This is a genomic window from Senegalimassilia faecalis, assembly GCF_004135645.1.
GTDB classification, from domain to species: domain Bacteria; phylum Actinomycetota; class Coriobacteriia; order Coriobacteriales; family Eggerthellaceae; genus Senegalimassilia; species Senegalimassilia faecalis.
Window position 1 is genome coordinate 910873 of record NZ_SDPW01000001.1, and the last position, 15350, is coordinate 926222.

At 64.0% G+C, this 15350-nt stretch carries 16 protein-coding genes; 12 read left to right on the forward strand and 4 right to left on the reverse strand.

The features are described 5' to 3' along the window. Window positions 1–3: 3 nt before the first annotated feature. From ET524_RS03825 to ET524_RS03835, 3 genes are all read right to left on the reverse strand, one after another. On the reverse strand, window positions 4–276 hold the full coding sequence (locus tag ET524_RS03825) for a Txe/YoeB family addiction module toxin (protein WP_269089544.1): 273 nt from the start codon (window positions 274–276) through the stop codon (window positions 4–6). Beyond that, window positions 263–532, reverse strand: a complete 270-nt coding sequence (locus ET524_RS03830; protein ID WP_129423412.1) for a type II toxin-antitoxin system RelB/DinJ family antitoxin — start codon at window positions 530–532, stop codon at window positions 263–265. The genes ET524_RS03825 and ET524_RS03830 overlap by 14 nt, the downstream gene beginning before the upstream one ends. A gap of 420 nt (window positions 533–952) precedes the next feature. Beyond that, entirely contained in the window at window positions 953–2143 is a 1191-nt protein-coding gene (locus ET524_RS03835; RefSeq protein WP_129423413.1) for a pyridoxal phosphate-dependent aminotransferase, read from the reverse strand. Between the two features lie 263 nt (window positions 2144–2406). Between ET524_RS03835 and ET524_RS03840 the strand changes: the two genes are divergently transcribed. The 6 genes from ET524_RS03840 (at window position 2407) to ET524_RS03865 (ending at window position 8375) form a co-directional block, all read left to right on the forward strand. Continuing rightward, the gene (locus ET524_RS03840) at window positions 2407–2850 is read left to right on the forward strand and encodes a universal stress protein (protein ID WP_129423414.1); all 444 of its coding nucleotides are present in this window, start codon (window positions 2407–2409) and stop codon (window positions 2848–2850) included. 629 nt (window positions 2851–3479) lie between these two features. Further along, window positions 3480–4196 (forward strand): MerR family transcriptional regulator, encoded by a 717-nt coding sequence (locus tag ET524_RS03845; protein ID WP_161566600.1) that lies wholly within the window; start codon window positions 3480–3482, stop codon window positions 4194–4196. A 207-nt stretch (window positions 4197–4403) separates the two neighbouring features. Then, window positions 4404–5408, forward strand: coding sequence for a putative heme d1 biosynthesis radical SAM protein NirJ2 (gene nirJ2, locus ET524_RS03850; RefSeq protein ID WP_129423416.1), 1005 nt, complete (start codon window positions 4404–4406; stop codon window positions 5406–5408). 134 nt (window positions 5409–5542) lie between these two features. Then, window positions 5543–6544, forward strand: coding sequence for an ABC transporter substrate-binding protein (locus ET524_RS03855; protein WP_129423417.1), 1002 nt, complete (start codon window positions 5543–5545; stop codon window positions 6542–6544). Window positions 6545–6562: 18 nt separating this feature from the next. Next, window positions 6563–7603, forward strand: coding sequence for a FecCD family ABC transporter permease (locus tag ET524_RS03860; RefSeq protein WP_129426035.1), 1041 nt, complete (start codon window positions 6563–6565; stop codon window positions 7601–7603). Next, complete coding sequence (locus ET524_RS03865; protein WP_129423418.1) at window positions 7596–8375, forward strand: ABC transporter ATP-binding protein; 780 nt, start codon at window positions 7596–7598, stop codon at window positions 8373–8375. Before ET524_RS03860 ends, ET524_RS03865 begins: the two co-directional genes overlap by 8 nt. A gap of 324 nt (window positions 8376–8699) precedes the next feature. Here ET524_RS03865 and ET524_RS03870 read toward each other — a convergent pair whose 3' ends face one another. After that, complete coding sequence (locus tag ET524_RS03870) at window positions 8700–9416, reverse strand: sulfite exporter TauE/SafE family protein (protein WP_201738649.1); 717 nt, start codon at window positions 9414–9416, stop codon at window positions 8700–8702. Window positions 9417–9604: 188 nt separating this feature from the next. Here ET524_RS03870 and pxpB point away from each other — a divergent pair, with 188 nt between their 5' ends. From pxpB to ET524_RS03900, 6 genes are all read left to right on the forward strand, one after another. Continuing rightward, window positions 9605–10333, forward strand: coding sequence for a 5-oxoprolinase subunit PxpB (gene pxpB / locus ET524_RS03875; protein ID WP_129423419.1), 729 nt, complete (start codon window positions 9605–9607; stop codon window positions 10331–10333). Window position 10334: 1 nt separating this feature from the next. After that, window positions 10335–11468 (forward strand): 5-oxoprolinase subunit C family protein, encoded by a 1134-nt coding sequence (locus tag ET524_RS03880; RefSeq protein ID WP_129423420.1) that lies wholly within the window; start codon window positions 10335–10337, stop codon window positions 11466–11468. Between the two features lie 8 nt (window positions 11469–11476). Next, window positions 11477–12022, forward strand: coding sequence for an acetyl-CoA carboxylase biotin carboxyl carrier protein (accB, locus tag ET524_RS03885; protein ID WP_201738650.1), 546 nt, complete (start codon window positions 11477–11479; stop codon window positions 12020–12022). A 15-nt stretch (window positions 12023–12037) separates the two neighbouring features. Next, a complete protein-coding gene (accC, locus tag ET524_RS03890) occupies window positions 12038–13393 on the forward strand; it encodes an acetyl-CoA carboxylase biotin carboxylase subunit (protein ID WP_129423421.1) in 1356 nt (451 codons plus the stop codon). A gap of 21 nt (window positions 13394–13414) precedes the next feature. Continuing rightward, window positions 13415–14257, forward strand: coding sequence for a putative hydro-lyase (locus tag ET524_RS03895; protein ID WP_114620627.1), 843 nt, complete (start codon window positions 13415–13417; stop codon window positions 14255–14257). A gap of 124 nt (window positions 14258–14381) precedes the next feature. Next, window positions 14382–15137, forward strand: coding sequence for a LamB/YcsF family protein (locus tag ET524_RS03900; RefSeq protein WP_042432147.1), 756 nt, complete (start codon window positions 14382–14384; stop codon window positions 15135–15137). Window positions 15138–15350: the final 213 nt, after the last annotated feature.

A 15350-nucleotide genomic window follows, 5' to 3' on the forward strand; every position in this document is an offset into this window, starting at 1 on the left:
GCGCTATTTGTCGCCATAGTGGCTTTTGCAGGAAGCAATCTCTATGTTCGGACCCGAAATCCGATACACAAGCCTATTTTTCTCATCGATTCTGCGAGACCAAAAACCTGAAAGGTCACCGCGCAACGGCTCCGGCTTCCCTTCGCCAGCGCTTTGCCCGTTTCGCTCGATATCCTTAATAAGGGAGTTGATCTTCTTGAGCGTCTTTTTGTCTTGCTGTTGCCAACCAATGTAATCGTCCCAGGCTTCTGGAGCCCAGACCTTATTCATCTTCATAGGTTGCATCAATCAAGTCGTGTGCAGCACCATGGCCGGCGTTTAGCGCATCCACCGAACGGCGAAGATGAGCAAGATTCTCTTCGGAATAAAACGGGTCCACCGATACCTCGAACGGAATACGGCGTTCGCGTCCCATCTTCTTCGCGAAAATCGTAAACGCCGTCGTCATGCTCATCCCCAAGTCTTTGCAGACGGCTTCCATATCTCGTTTCGTTCTTTCGTCCATGCGGATATTGATAGTAGCGGTAGCCATAACATCCTCCTTTGCTCGCATATAATTATAGCAACTGTAACGCTATTGTGTATACAATGTCTACTAATTGTTATTCGAAGATTTCACGCTCGCGCTTGTTAGCGCATGCGAGCAAGGTGAACGCGCTGCGGGGAACACGTAGGTCAGAGCGAAAGCTCTGACCCTAATCAACAGCGCCCAAAGGACGCGTCGCTGTTTTCAACGGCGCCCAAAAGGCGCAGCGCCCCCCTTCCCGAACCGAGCACGTTTTCTTAAGATAGTGGCGCGCCCTTCGGGCGCTTTCTCATAGGTGTCAGCGCTTTCGCTCGACGCTACGAAGGTTGCCGCAACGCTAGCGAATCGCCGCCCGCCAGCCGCTTCCGCATATGAAAAAGGCCGGACAATTGCCCGGCCTTCCTCAGCGTTTTACCACTTCACAGCCTATTTCGCGTCGTATTCCGCCTTGAGGGCCTTCAGTGCCGGCAGGCTGTTCTCGATGGTTTCACGCGCAATGCAGTAGCTCATGCGCACCCAGCCCGGGCAACCGAAGCTATCGGACGGCACGATCAGCAGCTCGTGCGCCTTCGCGCGGTCGCTGAACGCCTGGGCATCGGGCTCAAGCGCGCGCACCCACAGGTAGAATGCGCCGTCGGGCTGCACGTATTCGTAGCCTATCTCGTCAAGCGCTTCCGTAAGGATGCGGCGGTTCGCAGCGTACGCCTCCACGTCGGACGGCTCGTCCACGCACGCAGCGGCCACGCGTTGGAACAGCACGGGAGCGCACACGAAGCCATGCGCGCGACCGGCGCCGGCAACGGCGAAGAACACGCGATCGGCCTCGTCGGCGTCCATGGTGTCGGACACGTATACGTAGCCAACGCGCTCACCGGGCAGGCTGAGTGCCTTGGAGTACGAATAGCACACCAGCGTGCGCGGGTAGATGGCGGGCACGCACGGAACATCGGCGCCGTAGGTGATTTCGCGATACGGCTCGTCGCTGATCAGGTAAATCGGGTGGCCCACTTCGGCGCTTTTCGTCTCCAGCATGGCCGCAAGCGCTTCCAGATTCTCGCGCGTGTACACCGCGCCCACCGGGTTGTTCGGCGAGTTGATGATAACGGCCGCCGTCTTTTCGCCGATGGCGGCACCCATGGCCTCGACGTCAAGCTGGAAGCTGGGAACCTGCGCGGGCACTTCCACAATGGAGCAGCCCATGGTTTCGATCCACACCTTGTACTCGGGGAAGTACGGCGTGGGCACGATGACCTCGTCGCCAGGGTTCGTGATGGCGCCCAGGCTGATGGTGATGGACGCAGCCGCACCCACCGTCATGTACACGTGGGCCGCCTTCGCGTCGATGCCGGTGCGGCGCGCGATGCTGTCGGCGATGGCCTGGCGCACGGCGGGGATGCCGGCGGCCGGCGAATACGCGTGCAGCTCCACCGGCGGCAGCTTCATAAGCTCGGCGATAGTGTCGGCCACTTTCTGCGGAGCGGGGATGCTGGGGTTGCCGATGGAGTAGTCGAACACCTTGTCCTCGCCGATTTCGGCTTTGCGCTGCAAGCCGTAGGCGAACAGCTCGCGGATGGCCGAGGGCTCGTTGCCCAGGCCGTACATTCTTTCGTTGACCATAAGGTGCTCCTTGCGTGCGGGCGCGCAACGCGCCGAACAATAACTCACCAGTCAGAGTAGCACTTCGCAGGGCAAAAGCGGCGAAATGCCCGACGCACGGCAGGCGCAACCGCGGGGATAGTAGGCAATCCGTCACCGCCGGCGGGCGCGAGTTGCGTTACAATAACCCCAGAACACGGGCGCGCGCCAAAACGGTCGCGTTCGAACCAACCTGATGCATCCGCGTAAGCGCATATGCGCTGCGCACAAGGAAAGGGGTTCTCATGGCTTTCGGTTACAATCGCATTTTCGCAGCCCTCGACGGTGCTTCCACCCAGCGCGCGGTCGTGGAGCGTGCAATCGCCCTGGCAGCTGAAGAGCACGCCGAGCTGACGTTTGGCCACGTCATCGACTCCGTGCCTTACGAGGCTTCGGGCGTCGACTTCGAGCTTCTGTGCAACGAAGGCAAAATCCGCATCGAAACCGACCTGGCCGACCTGCTGGAGCAGGCGCGCAACAACCCCGATATCCCCAGCGTACAGCTGCTGGTGCGCGCAGGCCGCATCACCGACACGCTGCAGAAGCAGCTCATCGAGCCCATTGAGCCCAACCTGGTCATCTGCGGCGAGCGCGGCCTGAGCAACATCAAGTACGTGTTCGTGGGCAGCGTCTCCACGTACCTCATCCGCAACGTCCGCTGCGACGTCTTGGTGGTCAAGGAAGACTAACCGCGCAAAGCGAACGGCGAAACAAGCAAGAACGCGAAGGCGGCTGTATCAAAAGCGATTTCGATACAGCCGCCTTTTATTGCATCCGAAACACTCAGACAATGCAGCTTGCCGAACAAAAGCAAAGAGGGGCTGGCTACGCCATTTGAACTGCAGTTTTGGGGCGCAGTTCAAGCATGCGGTGATCGAGTTCATCGAGGCGCACCGCAACCGCCACAGGCCCGCTCGACGATCGGTACAAGATGCCGGCCGAGACCATGGCGGTTTCCCCCAACGCGCGGCACCCAAGCCCGAAGAGCTTCCCATGACCGCCCGATTCCTCGAGCTCGCATGTCCGAAATTTTGACACAGGTCACTCTTTTCTAACGGAGAGAGCGTCTCTCCCCCCGCTGATTACGAGACTCGTATTTCACGGGGCGACCAGATGCGGTCCCCCTCGTGCAAGCGGATTCTGTACGCGACGCGGGCGCGAACGGCAACGGCACGGAAACGAAGGGCGGCAAGCGGTCGCAGCGCGGGCGCACCCCGCTTGACGGTGACGCTACGTCACGCGCGATAATGATGCGTTGATTTTTCTGACGATCCTGCCTGCGAGAGGGGCGCGCATGCCTGCATATGGAGATGACCTGATGACCGTCGGCGAGCTCGCCCGCCGCGTGGGCGTGACCGTGCGCACTATTCAGTACTACGACCAAAAGGGCCTGCTCCACCCCAGCTCCAAAAGCGAGCAGAATCAGCGCCTGTACTCCCACGACGACGAAGAGCGCCTCTATCGCATCCTCACCCTCAAGTACCTCGGCTTCTCGCTCACGAAGATCAAGGAGGCGGAGGCGCTCGACGGCCGCCAGGAGCTCTCCGGTGCACTCGAGCACCGCATGCACGAGCTCGAGCGCGAGAGCGTCGAGATCCTACGCAACATCAGCACCGTCAGCAGCCTCCGAGAGCACCTCGCCGCAAGCGAGCGCGTGTGCTGGAGCGACTTTGCCCAGGCCATCAGCGACATGCAAAACCGCGAGGACGTGCTGTGGCTGGCCATCAACGGCGAGGGCTGCGACGAGAGCAGCGTCCCGGAACTCACCCAAGAGGAGGTCAGCCGCTGGCACCAGCTCATGGGCGACACCATCGAGGCCATGCACGACGGCATGCGGCCCGGCGACGAGCGCGGCCGAGAGCTCGCCCTGCGCTTCGAGCGCCTCGGCGGCATGTCCGGAGCGCTGGCCGGCCTCAAACGCCTCGCCAACCAGCGCGCGCAAGGCCCCAAGCAGTACGACCGCGACTTCTACGCGGGCATCCAGCGCAGGACGCTCAGCTTCCTCAAGGACGCGCTCGAGGCGCTGCGGGGTTAGGGACGCCAAGCCGCAACAGCCGCAACCATCCCGTGTCAGCACCCGCCCCGCTTAGGTCGGGTGCTGCTTTGCATCGCCTGCCATTCGCCCAGCTCAACGAATTAATCGGTAAATCTTATTACTCGCCAACTTATTTTCGCGCAGCACTTGCCCATGACGCAACGTCGCCCGTTAGTATCCTCAATCGGTTTTGAGAGAGGAGAGACGATGATTGTATCGTGGATGACAACCAACAGGTGCAACCTCAAATGCGAGCACTGCTACCAGGACGCGGCGGAATGCGACAGTCGCGAGCTGACGACGGCAGAGGGCAAGGCGATGATCGAGCAGATCGCGCGCGCCGGCTTCAAGATCATGATCTTCAGCGGCGGCGAGCCCCTTATGCGCGACGACATCTTCGAGCTCGTGGCGCACGCCGCAGCTCAGGGCCTGCGCCCCGTGTTCGGCAGTAACGGCACACTGATCACCGACGAGGTCGCGCGAAAGCTCAAGGAGGCCGGCACGTGCTCCATGGGCATCAGCATCGACAGCCTCGACGCGGCAAAGCACGACGCCTTCCGCGGCGTCGTAGGCGCCCATGCCGACACCCTTGCGGGCATCGAGGCATGCAAGCGCGCGGGCCTCGACTTCCAGATCCACACCACCGTGGTCGACTGGAACCGCGACGAGATCTGCGACATCACGGACTTCGCGCAGGATATCGGCGCTGTCAACCACTCGATCTTCTTCCTCATCCCCGTGGGTCGCGGCAAGTACATCGAGGAGACGAGCCTCAAGGTGCTGGAGAACGAGGCACTGCTCCAAGACATCATGCGCAAGACCGCAGAGGTCGACATCGACGTGAAGCCCACCTGCGCGCCGCAGTTCACGCGCGTCGCCGACCAGCTCGGCATCCCCACCCGCTACACGCGCGGCTGCCTGGCCGGCCTCACCTACTGCGTCGTCGGCAGCGAGGGCATCGTGCGGCCATGCGCGTATATGACCGAGGAGGCCGGCGACGTGCGCGAGCAGCCCTTCGACGAGATCTGGGCGACGAGCCCCGTGTTCGAGCGCCTGCGCACGCAGGCTTACGGCGGCAACTGCGGCAAGTGCGACCACAAGGAGCATTGCGGCGGCTGCAGGGCACGCGCGGCGTATTACCACGACGGCGACTACATGGCACAAGACGACTACTGCGCCTACGGGCAGAAGCTCGGCTGCAAGGGCGCCTAGGCGAGAGGCCGGCGACAGTCCCCTGCCGCTGCGATAACAGGATATCGGTGCGGCACGGCGACAGGACCTGGCAACGGACGCGACGGATGTGGGCGCCGCATGATCGGCCGCCCACATCAGATAAGGAGAACCATATGAAGAGGATTGCAACGAAGGCGTGCGCATGCGCGTGCGCGCTGGCGCTGGCGGCAAGCGGCAGCACGATGATCGGCTGCTCCAACGGCGGTGCGGACGGAGACGAGGCCCAGCAGAGCGCGACGAGTCAGAATGCCGGCTACACCTTTACAGACGACCTGGGCAACCAGGTGACCGTGAGCTCTCACGAGCGCGTCGTCGCGGGCATGGGCAGCTTCGCGAACATCTGGGAACTGGCAGGTGGCACCCTCGTCGGCGCGTCCAGCGACGCGTTTTCCGACTATCACATCGAGTCCGAGGCGGAGAAGGTCGGCGACTTCTCCTCCCTCAACGCGGAGTCTATCATCGCACTCAACCCGGACTTCGTGATCTTGACCGGCGCAAGCTCCGGTCGCGGCGGCGGCGTCGCCCAGACCGACCTCAAGGACACCCTGCAGGCGGCGGGCATCCCCGTGGCGTACTTCAACGTCACCACCTTCGACGACTACCTGCGCATGCTCAAGACCTGCTGCGACATCACCGGCGACGCCGAGGCGTACAAGGTCAACGGCACGGAAGTCGCCGAGAGCATCGACGCCATCAAGAAGAAGGCCGAGGGAAAAAGCGCGGGCAGCGTCGCGGTGCTGACCACGTACTCCGGAGGCACGCGCGTCCAGGCGTCTTCGACGCAAACGGGCACCATGCTCGCCGAGCTGGGTGCCAGCAACATCACCGACACCGACAAGAGCTTGCTCTCCGACTACAGCCTGGAGTCCCTGGTCAAGGCCGACCCCGACTTCATCTTCCTGCTGCCCATGGGTGACTCGAGCGAGGCCGCGCAAAAGGCCCTCAAGGACCAGACCACGGCCAACCCGGCTTGGAAGGAGCTGACCGCCGTCAAGGAGGGCCGCGTGATCACGCTCGACCCCAAGCTGTTCCTCTACAAGCCCAACGACAGCTGGGATGACGCATACGAGGACCTGTACGAGGCTCTGTACGAGACGCCGCGCGAGCAGAAGTAGCGTCCGACATTGAAGGAGATGCATACGACAAACCCGCACGGGGAGCGCGGGCGCGCCTTGCAGGCGGGTGGCCGATTCGCCATGGCCATGGTTGCCGCAGCGGTGCTGCTGGGATGCGCGGCGGTGCTCGGCATCGTCATCGGCTCGACCTCCGTCGGCCTGTCCGACGCGCTCGCGCTCGCCTTTGGCGCGGATGCCGAGCAGACAGCGGCAAACGTCATCTGGAACATCCGCCTGCCGCGCGTGCTTGCAGCGCTTCTGGCCGGTGCCGCGCTCGCGCAGGCGGGCGCGCTCATCCAGGCGGCACTCGACAACCCCCTGGCCAGTCCCAACGTCATCGGCGTGAACGCGGGCTCGGGCTTCTTCGTGCTGCTGGCGGCGTGCGCCTTTCCCAACGCCTTTGGCCTCGCTCCCGTGGCGGCCTTCCTCGGCGCCCTGTGCGTCGCAGGCCTCATCTTCGGCGTCGCCGGGCTCGGCGGCTCATCGCGCCTCACCGTGGTGCTCGCCGGCATGGCGTTCACGGCGATCTTCACCGCCGGTATGAACACGATCCTCATCGTGAGTCCCGACGCCTACGTGGGCGCCTCGGGCTTTCTGGTCGGCGGGCTGTCCGGCGTCAAGCTGAGCGAGGTCATCGTCCCCGGCTGCGCGATCTGCGCGGTGCTGGTGCTCGGCCTGTTGCAGGGCACGCGGCTCAACCTGCTCTCGCTAGGCGAGCATCAGGCGCACTCCCTAGGCCTTAACGTCCGCCGCACGCGCCTTACCGCGCTGGTGTCCGCCGCCGCACTCGCGGGTTGCGCAGTGAGCTTTGCGGGCCTCATCGGATTTGTGGGGCTCATCGTCCCGCACGCGGTCCGCGCGCTGGTGGGCCACGACAACCGCCGCGTCCTTGCGATGGCGCCGCTGCTGGGCGGGCTGCTGGTGTGCCTGTGCGACCTGCTCGCCCGCACGATGTTCGCCCCGTACGAGATCCCCGTCGGCATCGTCTTGTCCCTGCTGGGCGGGCCATTTTTCGTCTACCTGATCCTGCGCCGCAGGAAGGGAGGTCTCAATGGCTAGCGTACAGCTGAGCAACGTCACCTTTGGCTACGGCGAGCGCGCCTTGTTCCGCGGGCTGGACCTCGAGCTCGCGCAAGGCAAGGTAACGGGCATCATCGGCCCCAACGGCTGCGGGAAGTCGTCGCTGCTCAAGCTGGCAAGCGGCATCTGCAAGCCTTGGGAGGGCAGCATCCACGTGCTGGGGCGCGATGTCAGCGCGCTTTCCTCCAAAGAACGCGCAAGGTTGTTGAGCTTGCTGGCGCAGGAGCATGCGGCGCCGCCCATGAGCGTGAGGCGGCTTGTGGAGTGCGGGAGATTTCCGCACCATGGGATATTCGCGACGATGGACGCGGCGGATTGCAAGGCAGTTGACCGGGCGCTTGAGGCATGTAGACTTGCGGAGATCGCCGAGCGCCCCGTGGCCGAGCTTTCCGGCGGGCAGCGTCAGCGCGTCTTCATCGCCATGATCCTGGCGCAGGATGCGCCCGTGGTGCTCTTCGACGAGCCGACCTCGTTTCTCGACGTGTCGGCGTGCTACGAGGTGATGGAGCTGATGCGCTCGCTCAAGGAGGAGCACGGCAAGACCGTCGTCGCGGTGATCCACGACATCAACCTGGCGCTCAAGTACTCCGATGAGGTCTGCGTCATGCGCGCCGGCAAGCCGCTGGCGCAAGGGGCGCCGCATGAGGCCGCGGTGCTCGCCGCAGTCGAGGACGCCTTCGACGTGCGCGTCGAGCTGCTGCATGGCGAGTTAGGGAGCTCTTATGCGCTGTGGCGGCGCACGGAGCGCTGACGCTCGCAAGCCAGACGGCAGGTTGCTAGCGCGGGCGCGACGAATCGTCTAAACGGTCGGTCGTACAGACAATTGCCGATTGCGGCCGATTTGAGCGATAGGGAGAAAAGGCGGCTGTATCAAAACCACTTTTGATACAGCCGCCTTTTCGTTTCCAGATACGGCTCAAAACCCCAAGTCGGCTTTCACGGCACAGTCCGCCCCGTGCGCGCCGCTCGTGCACCCCGGCATCGGATGCCGCCCAAGACGGCAAAGCCCGAACAACGCAAAACCCGAACAGCACCTCGAGCCCAACCTGCGGCGCCTAAGACCGCCGGTGCGCCCTTACGACGTGACCAGCAAAATGGCGCCGATGCCGAGCAGCAGAATGTACGTCAGTTTCAGGAAGCGCTCTTGGCTGATGCGTTTCGCCAGCTTGCCGCCTATGAACGTGGCCAGCACGATCAGCGGAATGCAGCACAGCACCATCAGCCACACCTCGCCAGTGAAGTGCCCCGCCCACAACTGATAGAACGCGTATAGGAAGTTCAGAATCGACCACACCGCCGCAAGCGTTGCGCGGAACTGCTCCTTGTCCGTAAGCTTCTGCACCGCGTAAATCACCAGCAGCGCGCCGCCGGAAACGAACATGCCCTGAATGAGACCCGCCGCCACCAGCACGCCCCACAGCGCCCATTCAGGCAGGAACGTCTGCTTCTTCTGCACAAGGTTCTTGATGCCAACAGCCAGGATGACCAGGCCGTATATCTTCAGCAGCGCATGCAGCGGAATCACGGTGTCAAGCCAGGCACCCAGCGCCACGAACGGCAGCATCACACCAACGATCTTCCCCAGCTCGCGCCAATTGATGCTGCGCAGGTTCAGCGCCGCCAACAGCGTGCACGCAAGAAAGCCCGTTGCGTTCAGGATGGAAACCGAGCTTTGCAGGCCCAGCGTGTACGTGCCCACCGGCATGCAGAAGATGTTGCCGGCGAAACCGGTGATGGCCTGCACGGTGTAGCCGAACAAAAACACTGCCAAGAATATGACGTTTTTAATCACCGAAGTTCCTTATCATCTCGTACCGCGTACGCGCGCGGGTACCTTTTACTGCGCGTTGCCGCCTTTTGCGGCCAATCCTGCGTTTTGCAACTATCAACGAAATAGGTTGCAAGTATATTACCAAAATGCCATTTTGCCGCTAATTGCTTTAGCATAGAGGGGTCAAACATCGAGGAACGTAGGGGAACGTGGCTGCATTCGACATTACCATTGCCGGCGACTCCGCAATTAACCTGGAGTTCGCCAAAACCATATCGCCGCAGACCAGCGGCATGATTCGCGTTGCGGCGCAAACGCTTTCGGACGACCCCATCCCGGGCGTCACCGAGCTGGTGCCCACGTTTTGCTCGCTGATGGTCACGTACGACCCGTGCACCATCGGCTACGACAAGCTGTGCCAGCGCGTGCGCGGCAAGCTGCGCAACCTGGCCGCAGCCGAATCGGGCGTGAAGCGCATCGTGGTTATTCCCGTGTGCTACGGCGGCGAATTCGGTCCTGACCTGCACACGGTGTCCGAGCACGCCGGCATGAGCGAGCAGGACGTCATCGCGCTGCACTCCGCACACGACTATCTTATCGACATGCTGGGCTTCCTGCCCGGCTTCGCCTACCTGGGCGGCCTCGACCCGCGCCTGCACACGCCGCGCCTGGCCGAGCCGCGCACGGAAATCCCCGCAGGTAGCGTGGGCATCGGCGGCGCGCAAACGGGCATCTACCCGCTGGCAAGCCCCGGCGGCTGGCAGATCATCGGCCGCAGCCCCGTGCGCCCGTACGACCCCGACCGCGAGCAGCCCATCCTGTACCGCGCCGGCGAGTACCTGCGCTTCCAGCCCATCACGCGCGCGCAGTACGACGCCATCGAGGCGCAGATCGCCGCGGGCGGCTACCAGTACGACATCATCGTCGAGGAGGCCTAGCATGGGCGTCACCGCAATCAAACCAGGCATCCTTACCACGCTGCAAGACCAGGGCCGCACCGGCTATCTAGGCAGCGGGTTCAGCCCCTCGGGCGTTATGGACAGCCGCGCGCTGCACATCGCGAACCTGCTGGTTGACAACCCGCCCGACGCACCTGTGCTGGAGTTTTGCCTGGCCGGGCCCACGTTGCGCTTCACCACGAACACGTTCGTGGCCATCACCGGCGGCGACTTCCGCCCCACGCTCGACGGCCAACCTGCGCCCATGTACACCGCGCTGGCCGTGCACCGCGGCAGCGTGCTTGCCTTCGGCGCGCCGAAAACGGGCATGTACGGCTACCTGGCCATCGCGGGCGGCAGCATCAACGCGCCCGAAGTCATGGGCAGCCGCTCCACGAACCTGAAGTGCGGCATCGGCGGCTGGAAGGGCCGCGCGCTCATCACCGGCGACTACCTGCCGTTTTGCACGCGCAACCTGGACTTCATGGCGAACCTGGGGTCGCACACCGTCGAGCGCGACGACGACTTCTACGGCTTCGGCGCCGATGAAATCACGCTGCGCGTAGTGCCCGGCCCGCAAGAGGACATGTTCACGCAGGACGGCATCGACACGTTCTACGGTCAGAAATACACCACCACCAGCCGCTGCGACCGCATGGGATTCCGCCTGGACGGGCCGGAAATCGAAACGTACGACGGCAGCGACATCATCTCGGACGGCATTGCGCTGGGAGCCGTGCAGATTCCCGCCGACGGCCGCCCCATCATCATGCTGGCCGACCGCCAAACCACGGGCGGTTACGCGAAAATCGGCACCGTCTGCTCCGTTGACCTGCCGAAACTGGTGCAGTGCACGCCCGGGCGCACCATTCGCTTCGCGCCTGTCACCGTGCAGGAGGCCCAGGAGCTGTACCGCCAGGAAGCGCGCCGGCTTGACGCGCTGGCGAAAGTGGTGAAACGTCCGTGTTACGGCGGCATATCGCCGCGAAGAACGGCGCGAAGACTGACGCCCATCCTGGAAGCGCAAGCGAAAGCACACGCGTCAGGAAGTCAGAAACTGTGGATTGAACTGGGCAAAACCGAGAAAGAACGCCTGCAGGCGGCCGAGGCCGGCGCAAGCGACACGAACCGATAGGAGCATCCATGAGCATGAACGAGACGAACGCCGAAACCACGCTTCACCAGCAGGAAATGCAGCAGCGTCGCAAGAACATCCTCGACCTGCTGGACATCATGGACGAAGGCAACCTCACCGCGCTGCGTTTCAAGGACGGCAGCATGGAAATCGAACTCGAGCGCACGCCCGCGCCGGGCAGCATCTCGTCGTCCGCGCTTCCTCTCATGGCCGAGCGCGTCGGACAGCTGCTTAACGCCCGCGAGGACGCTTCGGGCGTTACCGCCGGCGCTGCTTCTGCCCCGCTTGCCGCCGAGGACGACTCGGTCAGCTTGGTCCGCAGCCCCATGGTGGGCACGTTCTACGCCGGCCCCAGCCCCGACGAGGACCCGTTCGTGAAGGTGGGCCAGGAGGTGCTGACCGGCCAGACGCTGGCCATCGTTGAAGCCATGAAGATGATGAACGAGATCACCGCCCCCGCGCCGGGCGTCGTCACCGAGGTGCTGGCCGCAAACGGCACGCAGGTGGAGTACGACCAGCCGCTGTTCCGCATCTCCACCAGCGCGAACGCGTAAGGCCAGGCGAGCCCCATGTTCAACAAGATCCTCATAGCCAACCGCGGCGAGATAGCCGTGCGCATCATCCGCGCATGCCGCGCCATGGGCATCAAAACGGTTGCCGTGTACTCCACGGCAGACCGCCAAGCGCTGCACACCTACCTGGCCGATGAGGCCGTGTGCATCGGCCCCGCACCGGCGCGCGATTCGTATCTGAACACCACCGCCATCCTGGCCGCGGCCCAGGGCACGGGCGCCGACGCCATCCACCCCGGCTACGGCTTCCTGTCCGAGAACTCCACGTTCGCCAAGCTGTGCCGCGACAACGACATCGTGTTCATCGGCCCCACGCCCGAGGTCATCGACCGCATGGGCAACAAAAGCCAGGCCCGCCGCACCATGATGGACGCCGGCGTGCCCGTGGTGCCCGGCACGAAGAAGGGCATCCATGACGTGGACGTTGCCCTTGAGCAGGCCCGCACCATCGGCTGGCCCATCATGATCAAGGCGTCGTCGGGCGGCGGCGGCAAGGGCATGCGCGTGTCGGAGAGCGAAGAGGACTTCGCCGACATGTTCAACATCGCCCAGCGCGAAAGCGTCAACGCCTTCGGCGACAACACCATGTACCTGGAGCGCGCCGTGCAGAACCCGCGCCACGTGGAGGTGCAGATCATCGCCGACAACCACGGCAACGTGGTGGCCCTGGGCGAGCGCGACTGCAGCGTGCAGCGCAGCCACCAGAAGATGATCGAGGAAAGCCCCAGCCCGCTTTTGGACGCCGACGAGGGCCTGCGCCGCCGCATGATGGACGACGCCGTAAAGGCCGCGCGCGCGGTGGGCTACACGTCCGCCGGCACCATCGAGTTCCTCATGGACGCCGAGCGCAACTACTACTTCATGGAGATGAACACGCGCATCCAGGTGGAGCACTGCGTCACCGAGATGGTCACGCACACCGACCTGGTGGGCGAGATGATCCGCGTGGCCGCCGGCGAGCCGCTGTCCTTTTCCCAGGATGACATCGTGCTGCGCGGCCACGCCATCGAGTGCCGCATCAACGCTGAAACACCCGAGAAGAACTTCATGCCCAGCCCCGGCACCATCTCGCAGATGCACCTGCCCGGCGGCAACGGCGTGCGCGTGGACACCGCGGCTTACGACGGTTTCGAGATCTCGCCGTACTACGACTCCATGATCGCCAAGATCATCGTGCAGGGCCGCAACCGCACCGAGGCCATCGCGAAGATGCGCACCGCGCTTGAGGAAATGGTCATCGTGGGCGTGAACACCAACCTTGACTTCCAATACGCCATCATGGAGAACGAGACGTTCCGCGCCGGCCTGGCCGACACGGGATTCATCGAGCAGTTCCTTGCAGGCGAAGTGTAGGGATCAACGAAAGGAAGCGTTATGGGAATCGAAATGCCGGTACCTGCAAAGCCCGAAGGCGTCGACGCCGAGGTGTGGGAGCAGATGCTCCACGCCACGCCCGCCGAGGCGCGCCATCTGATCCGCGAAGGCAAGTTCGCCGCCCCCACAAGCGGCCTGTGCCCGGGTTACGCGCAGGCGAACCTGATCATCCTGCCCCGCGAGCAGGCCTACGATTTCCTGCTGTTCGCGCAGCGCAACCCCAAGCCCTGCCCCATCCTGGAGGTCACCGAGGTGGGCGAGCGCATGACGCACATCTGCGCGAAGGACTGCGACGTTGCCACCGACTTCCCTGGATACCGCATCTACAAGGACGGCGTCATGGTGGACGAGGTCGACGACGTGGTGGACTACTGGCGCGATGACCTGGTGGCGTTCATCATCGGCTGCTCGTTCAGCTTCGAGAGCGAGCTAATCGAGGCGGGCATCGAGATGCGCCACAACACCCAGGGCCGCAACGTGTCCATGTACCTTACCAACCTGGCGTGCGAGCCGGCCGGCTCCATGAGCGGCAACACGGTGGTCAGCATGCGCCCCATCCCCTACGACCAGGTGGTGAAGGCGGTGCAGATCTCCGGCGCCATCCCGAAGGTGCACGGCGCGCCCGTGCATATCGGCGACCCCTCCGTCATCGGCATCAAGGACATCGCCAAGCCCGACTTCGGCGACCCGGTGGACATCAATCCCGGCGAGGTGCCGGTGTTCTGGGCATGCGGCGTCACCCCGCAGTCCATCGTCATGAACAGCAAGCCGCCGTTCGCCATCACGCACGCCCCCGGCTACATGCTGATCACGGACACCAAGAACGTGGACCTGAAGGGCTAGAGGGCAAACGCGCCGACCCGCCCAAGGCCCGTCCGAGGGAGAACAACCCGAACCGACGCCGTGCGCGGTTGCAGCATGCCGCAACCGCGCACGCTCATGTATATGGAAATGGAAGTGTTTGAACATGCCGAGCATCGATCTCAACTCCGACCTGGGGGAAAGCTTCGGGCGATACACGCTCGGACTTGACGATCAGGTCATCCCGCTGGTTTCCAGCGTCAACGTGGCGTGCGGAATGCACGCCGGCGACCCGGCGGTCATGCGCCGCACCGTCAAGCTCGCCGCCGAGGCGGGCGTGGCCGTGGGCGCGCATCCGGGCTACCCCGACCTTCAGGGCTTCGGCCGCCGCGACATAGCCATGTCGCCCGACGAGGCCTACGACTACATCCTGTACCAGATCGGCGCGCTGCAGGCCTTCTGCCACGCCACCGGCGCGCGCATGCACCACGTGAAGCCTCACGGCCAGCTGTACAACCGCGCCGCCGTGGACCCGGAGCTTGCCCGTGCCGTGGCCGCCGCCGTGCACGACGCCAACCTGGACCTGGTGCTGGTGGGCCTGGCGAACAGCGAGCTCATCCGCGCGGGCCAGGCGGAGGGCATCCGCACCGCGCAGGAGTTCTTCGCCGACCGCAACTACACCGACGAGGGCCTGCTGGTGTCGCGCAAGCTTCCCGACGCCGTCATCACCGACGAGGACTTCGCCGTGGCGCGCGTGGTGCGCGCCGTGAAGGAAGGCGCCATCGAGTCGGCATCGGGCAAGCTGATCACCGTGAAGCCCGACACCATCTGCATCCACGGCGACAACGTGCACGCGCTCGAGTTCGCCGGCAAGATCCGCACCGCGCTGACCGAGGCCGGCGTCGAGGTGAAGCCCGTGTAGCAGCGGCGCGGAGATGCTGCGACAACGCGCGACGCAGCACCGCAGAGCAACTCCACACGAAGCAACAGCTGTTCCACAACGCCGCGCCGCGGAACAGCAACGCACAACAGAGCGAAACGCGAAGAGGGCCGGGATCTACCCGGCCCTCTTCTTGTGTCCCGCCGCCGCCCCATGCAGGTGCGACGGCGGGTTTCCTCTATCCGGCCTTCGCCG

Bases quoted from the DNA above. Each gene is read 5' to 3' on its own strand.
- accB (WP_201738650.1), top strand. From the start codon at position 11,477: ATGAGCATGAACGAGACGAACGCCGAAACCACGCTTCACCAGCAGGAA.
- nirJ2 (WP_129423416.1), top strand. From the start codon at position 4,404: ATGATTGTATCGTGGATGACAACCAACAGGTGCAACCTCAAATGCGAG.
- ET524_RS03825 (WP_269089544.1), bottom strand. From the start codon at position 276: ATGAAGATGAATAAGGTCTGGGCTCCAGAAGCCTGGGACGATTACATT.
- ET524_RS03830 (WP_129423412.1), bottom strand. From the start codon at position 532: ATGGCTACCGCTACTATCAATATCCGCATGGACGAAAGAACGAAACGA.
- ET524_RS03835 (WP_129423413.1), bottom strand. From the start codon at position 2,143: ATGGTCAACGAAAGAATGTACGGCCTGGGCAACGAGCCCTCGGCCATC.
- accC (WP_129423421.1), top strand. From the start codon at position 12,038: ATGTTCAACAAGATCCTCATAGCCAACCGCGGCGAGATAGCCGTGCGC.
- ET524_RS03855 (WP_129423417.1), top strand. From the start codon at position 5,543: ATGAAGAGGATTGCAACGAAGGCGTGCGCATGCGCGTGCGCGCTGGCG.
- ET524_RS03845 (WP_161566600.1), top strand. From the start codon at position 3,480: ATGACCGTCGGCGAGCTCGCCCGCCGCGTGGGCGTGACCGTGCGCACT.
- ET524_RS03895 (WP_114620627.1), top strand. From the start codon at position 13,415: ATGGGAATCGAAATGCCGGTACCTGCAAAGCCCGAAGGCGTCGACGCC.
- ET524_RS03840 (WP_129423414.1), top strand. From the start codon at position 2,407: ATGGCTTTCGGTTACAATCGCATTTTCGCAGCCCTCGACGGTGCTTCC.
- ET524_RS03900 (WP_042432147.1), top strand. From the start codon at position 14,382: ATGCCGAGCATCGATCTCAACTCCGACCTGGGGGAAAGCTTCGGGCGA.
- ET524_RS03880 (WP_129423420.1), top strand. From the start codon at position 10,335: ATGGGCGTCACCGCAATCAAACCAGGCATCCTTACCACGCTGCAAGAC.
- ET524_RS03865 (WP_129423418.1), top strand. From the start codon at position 7,596: ATGGCTAGCGTACAGCTGAGCAACGTCACCTTTGGCTACGGCGAGCGC.
- ET524_RS03860 (WP_129426035.1), top strand. From the start codon at position 6,563: ATGCATACGACAAACCCGCACGGGGAGCGCGGGCGCGCCTTGCAGGCG.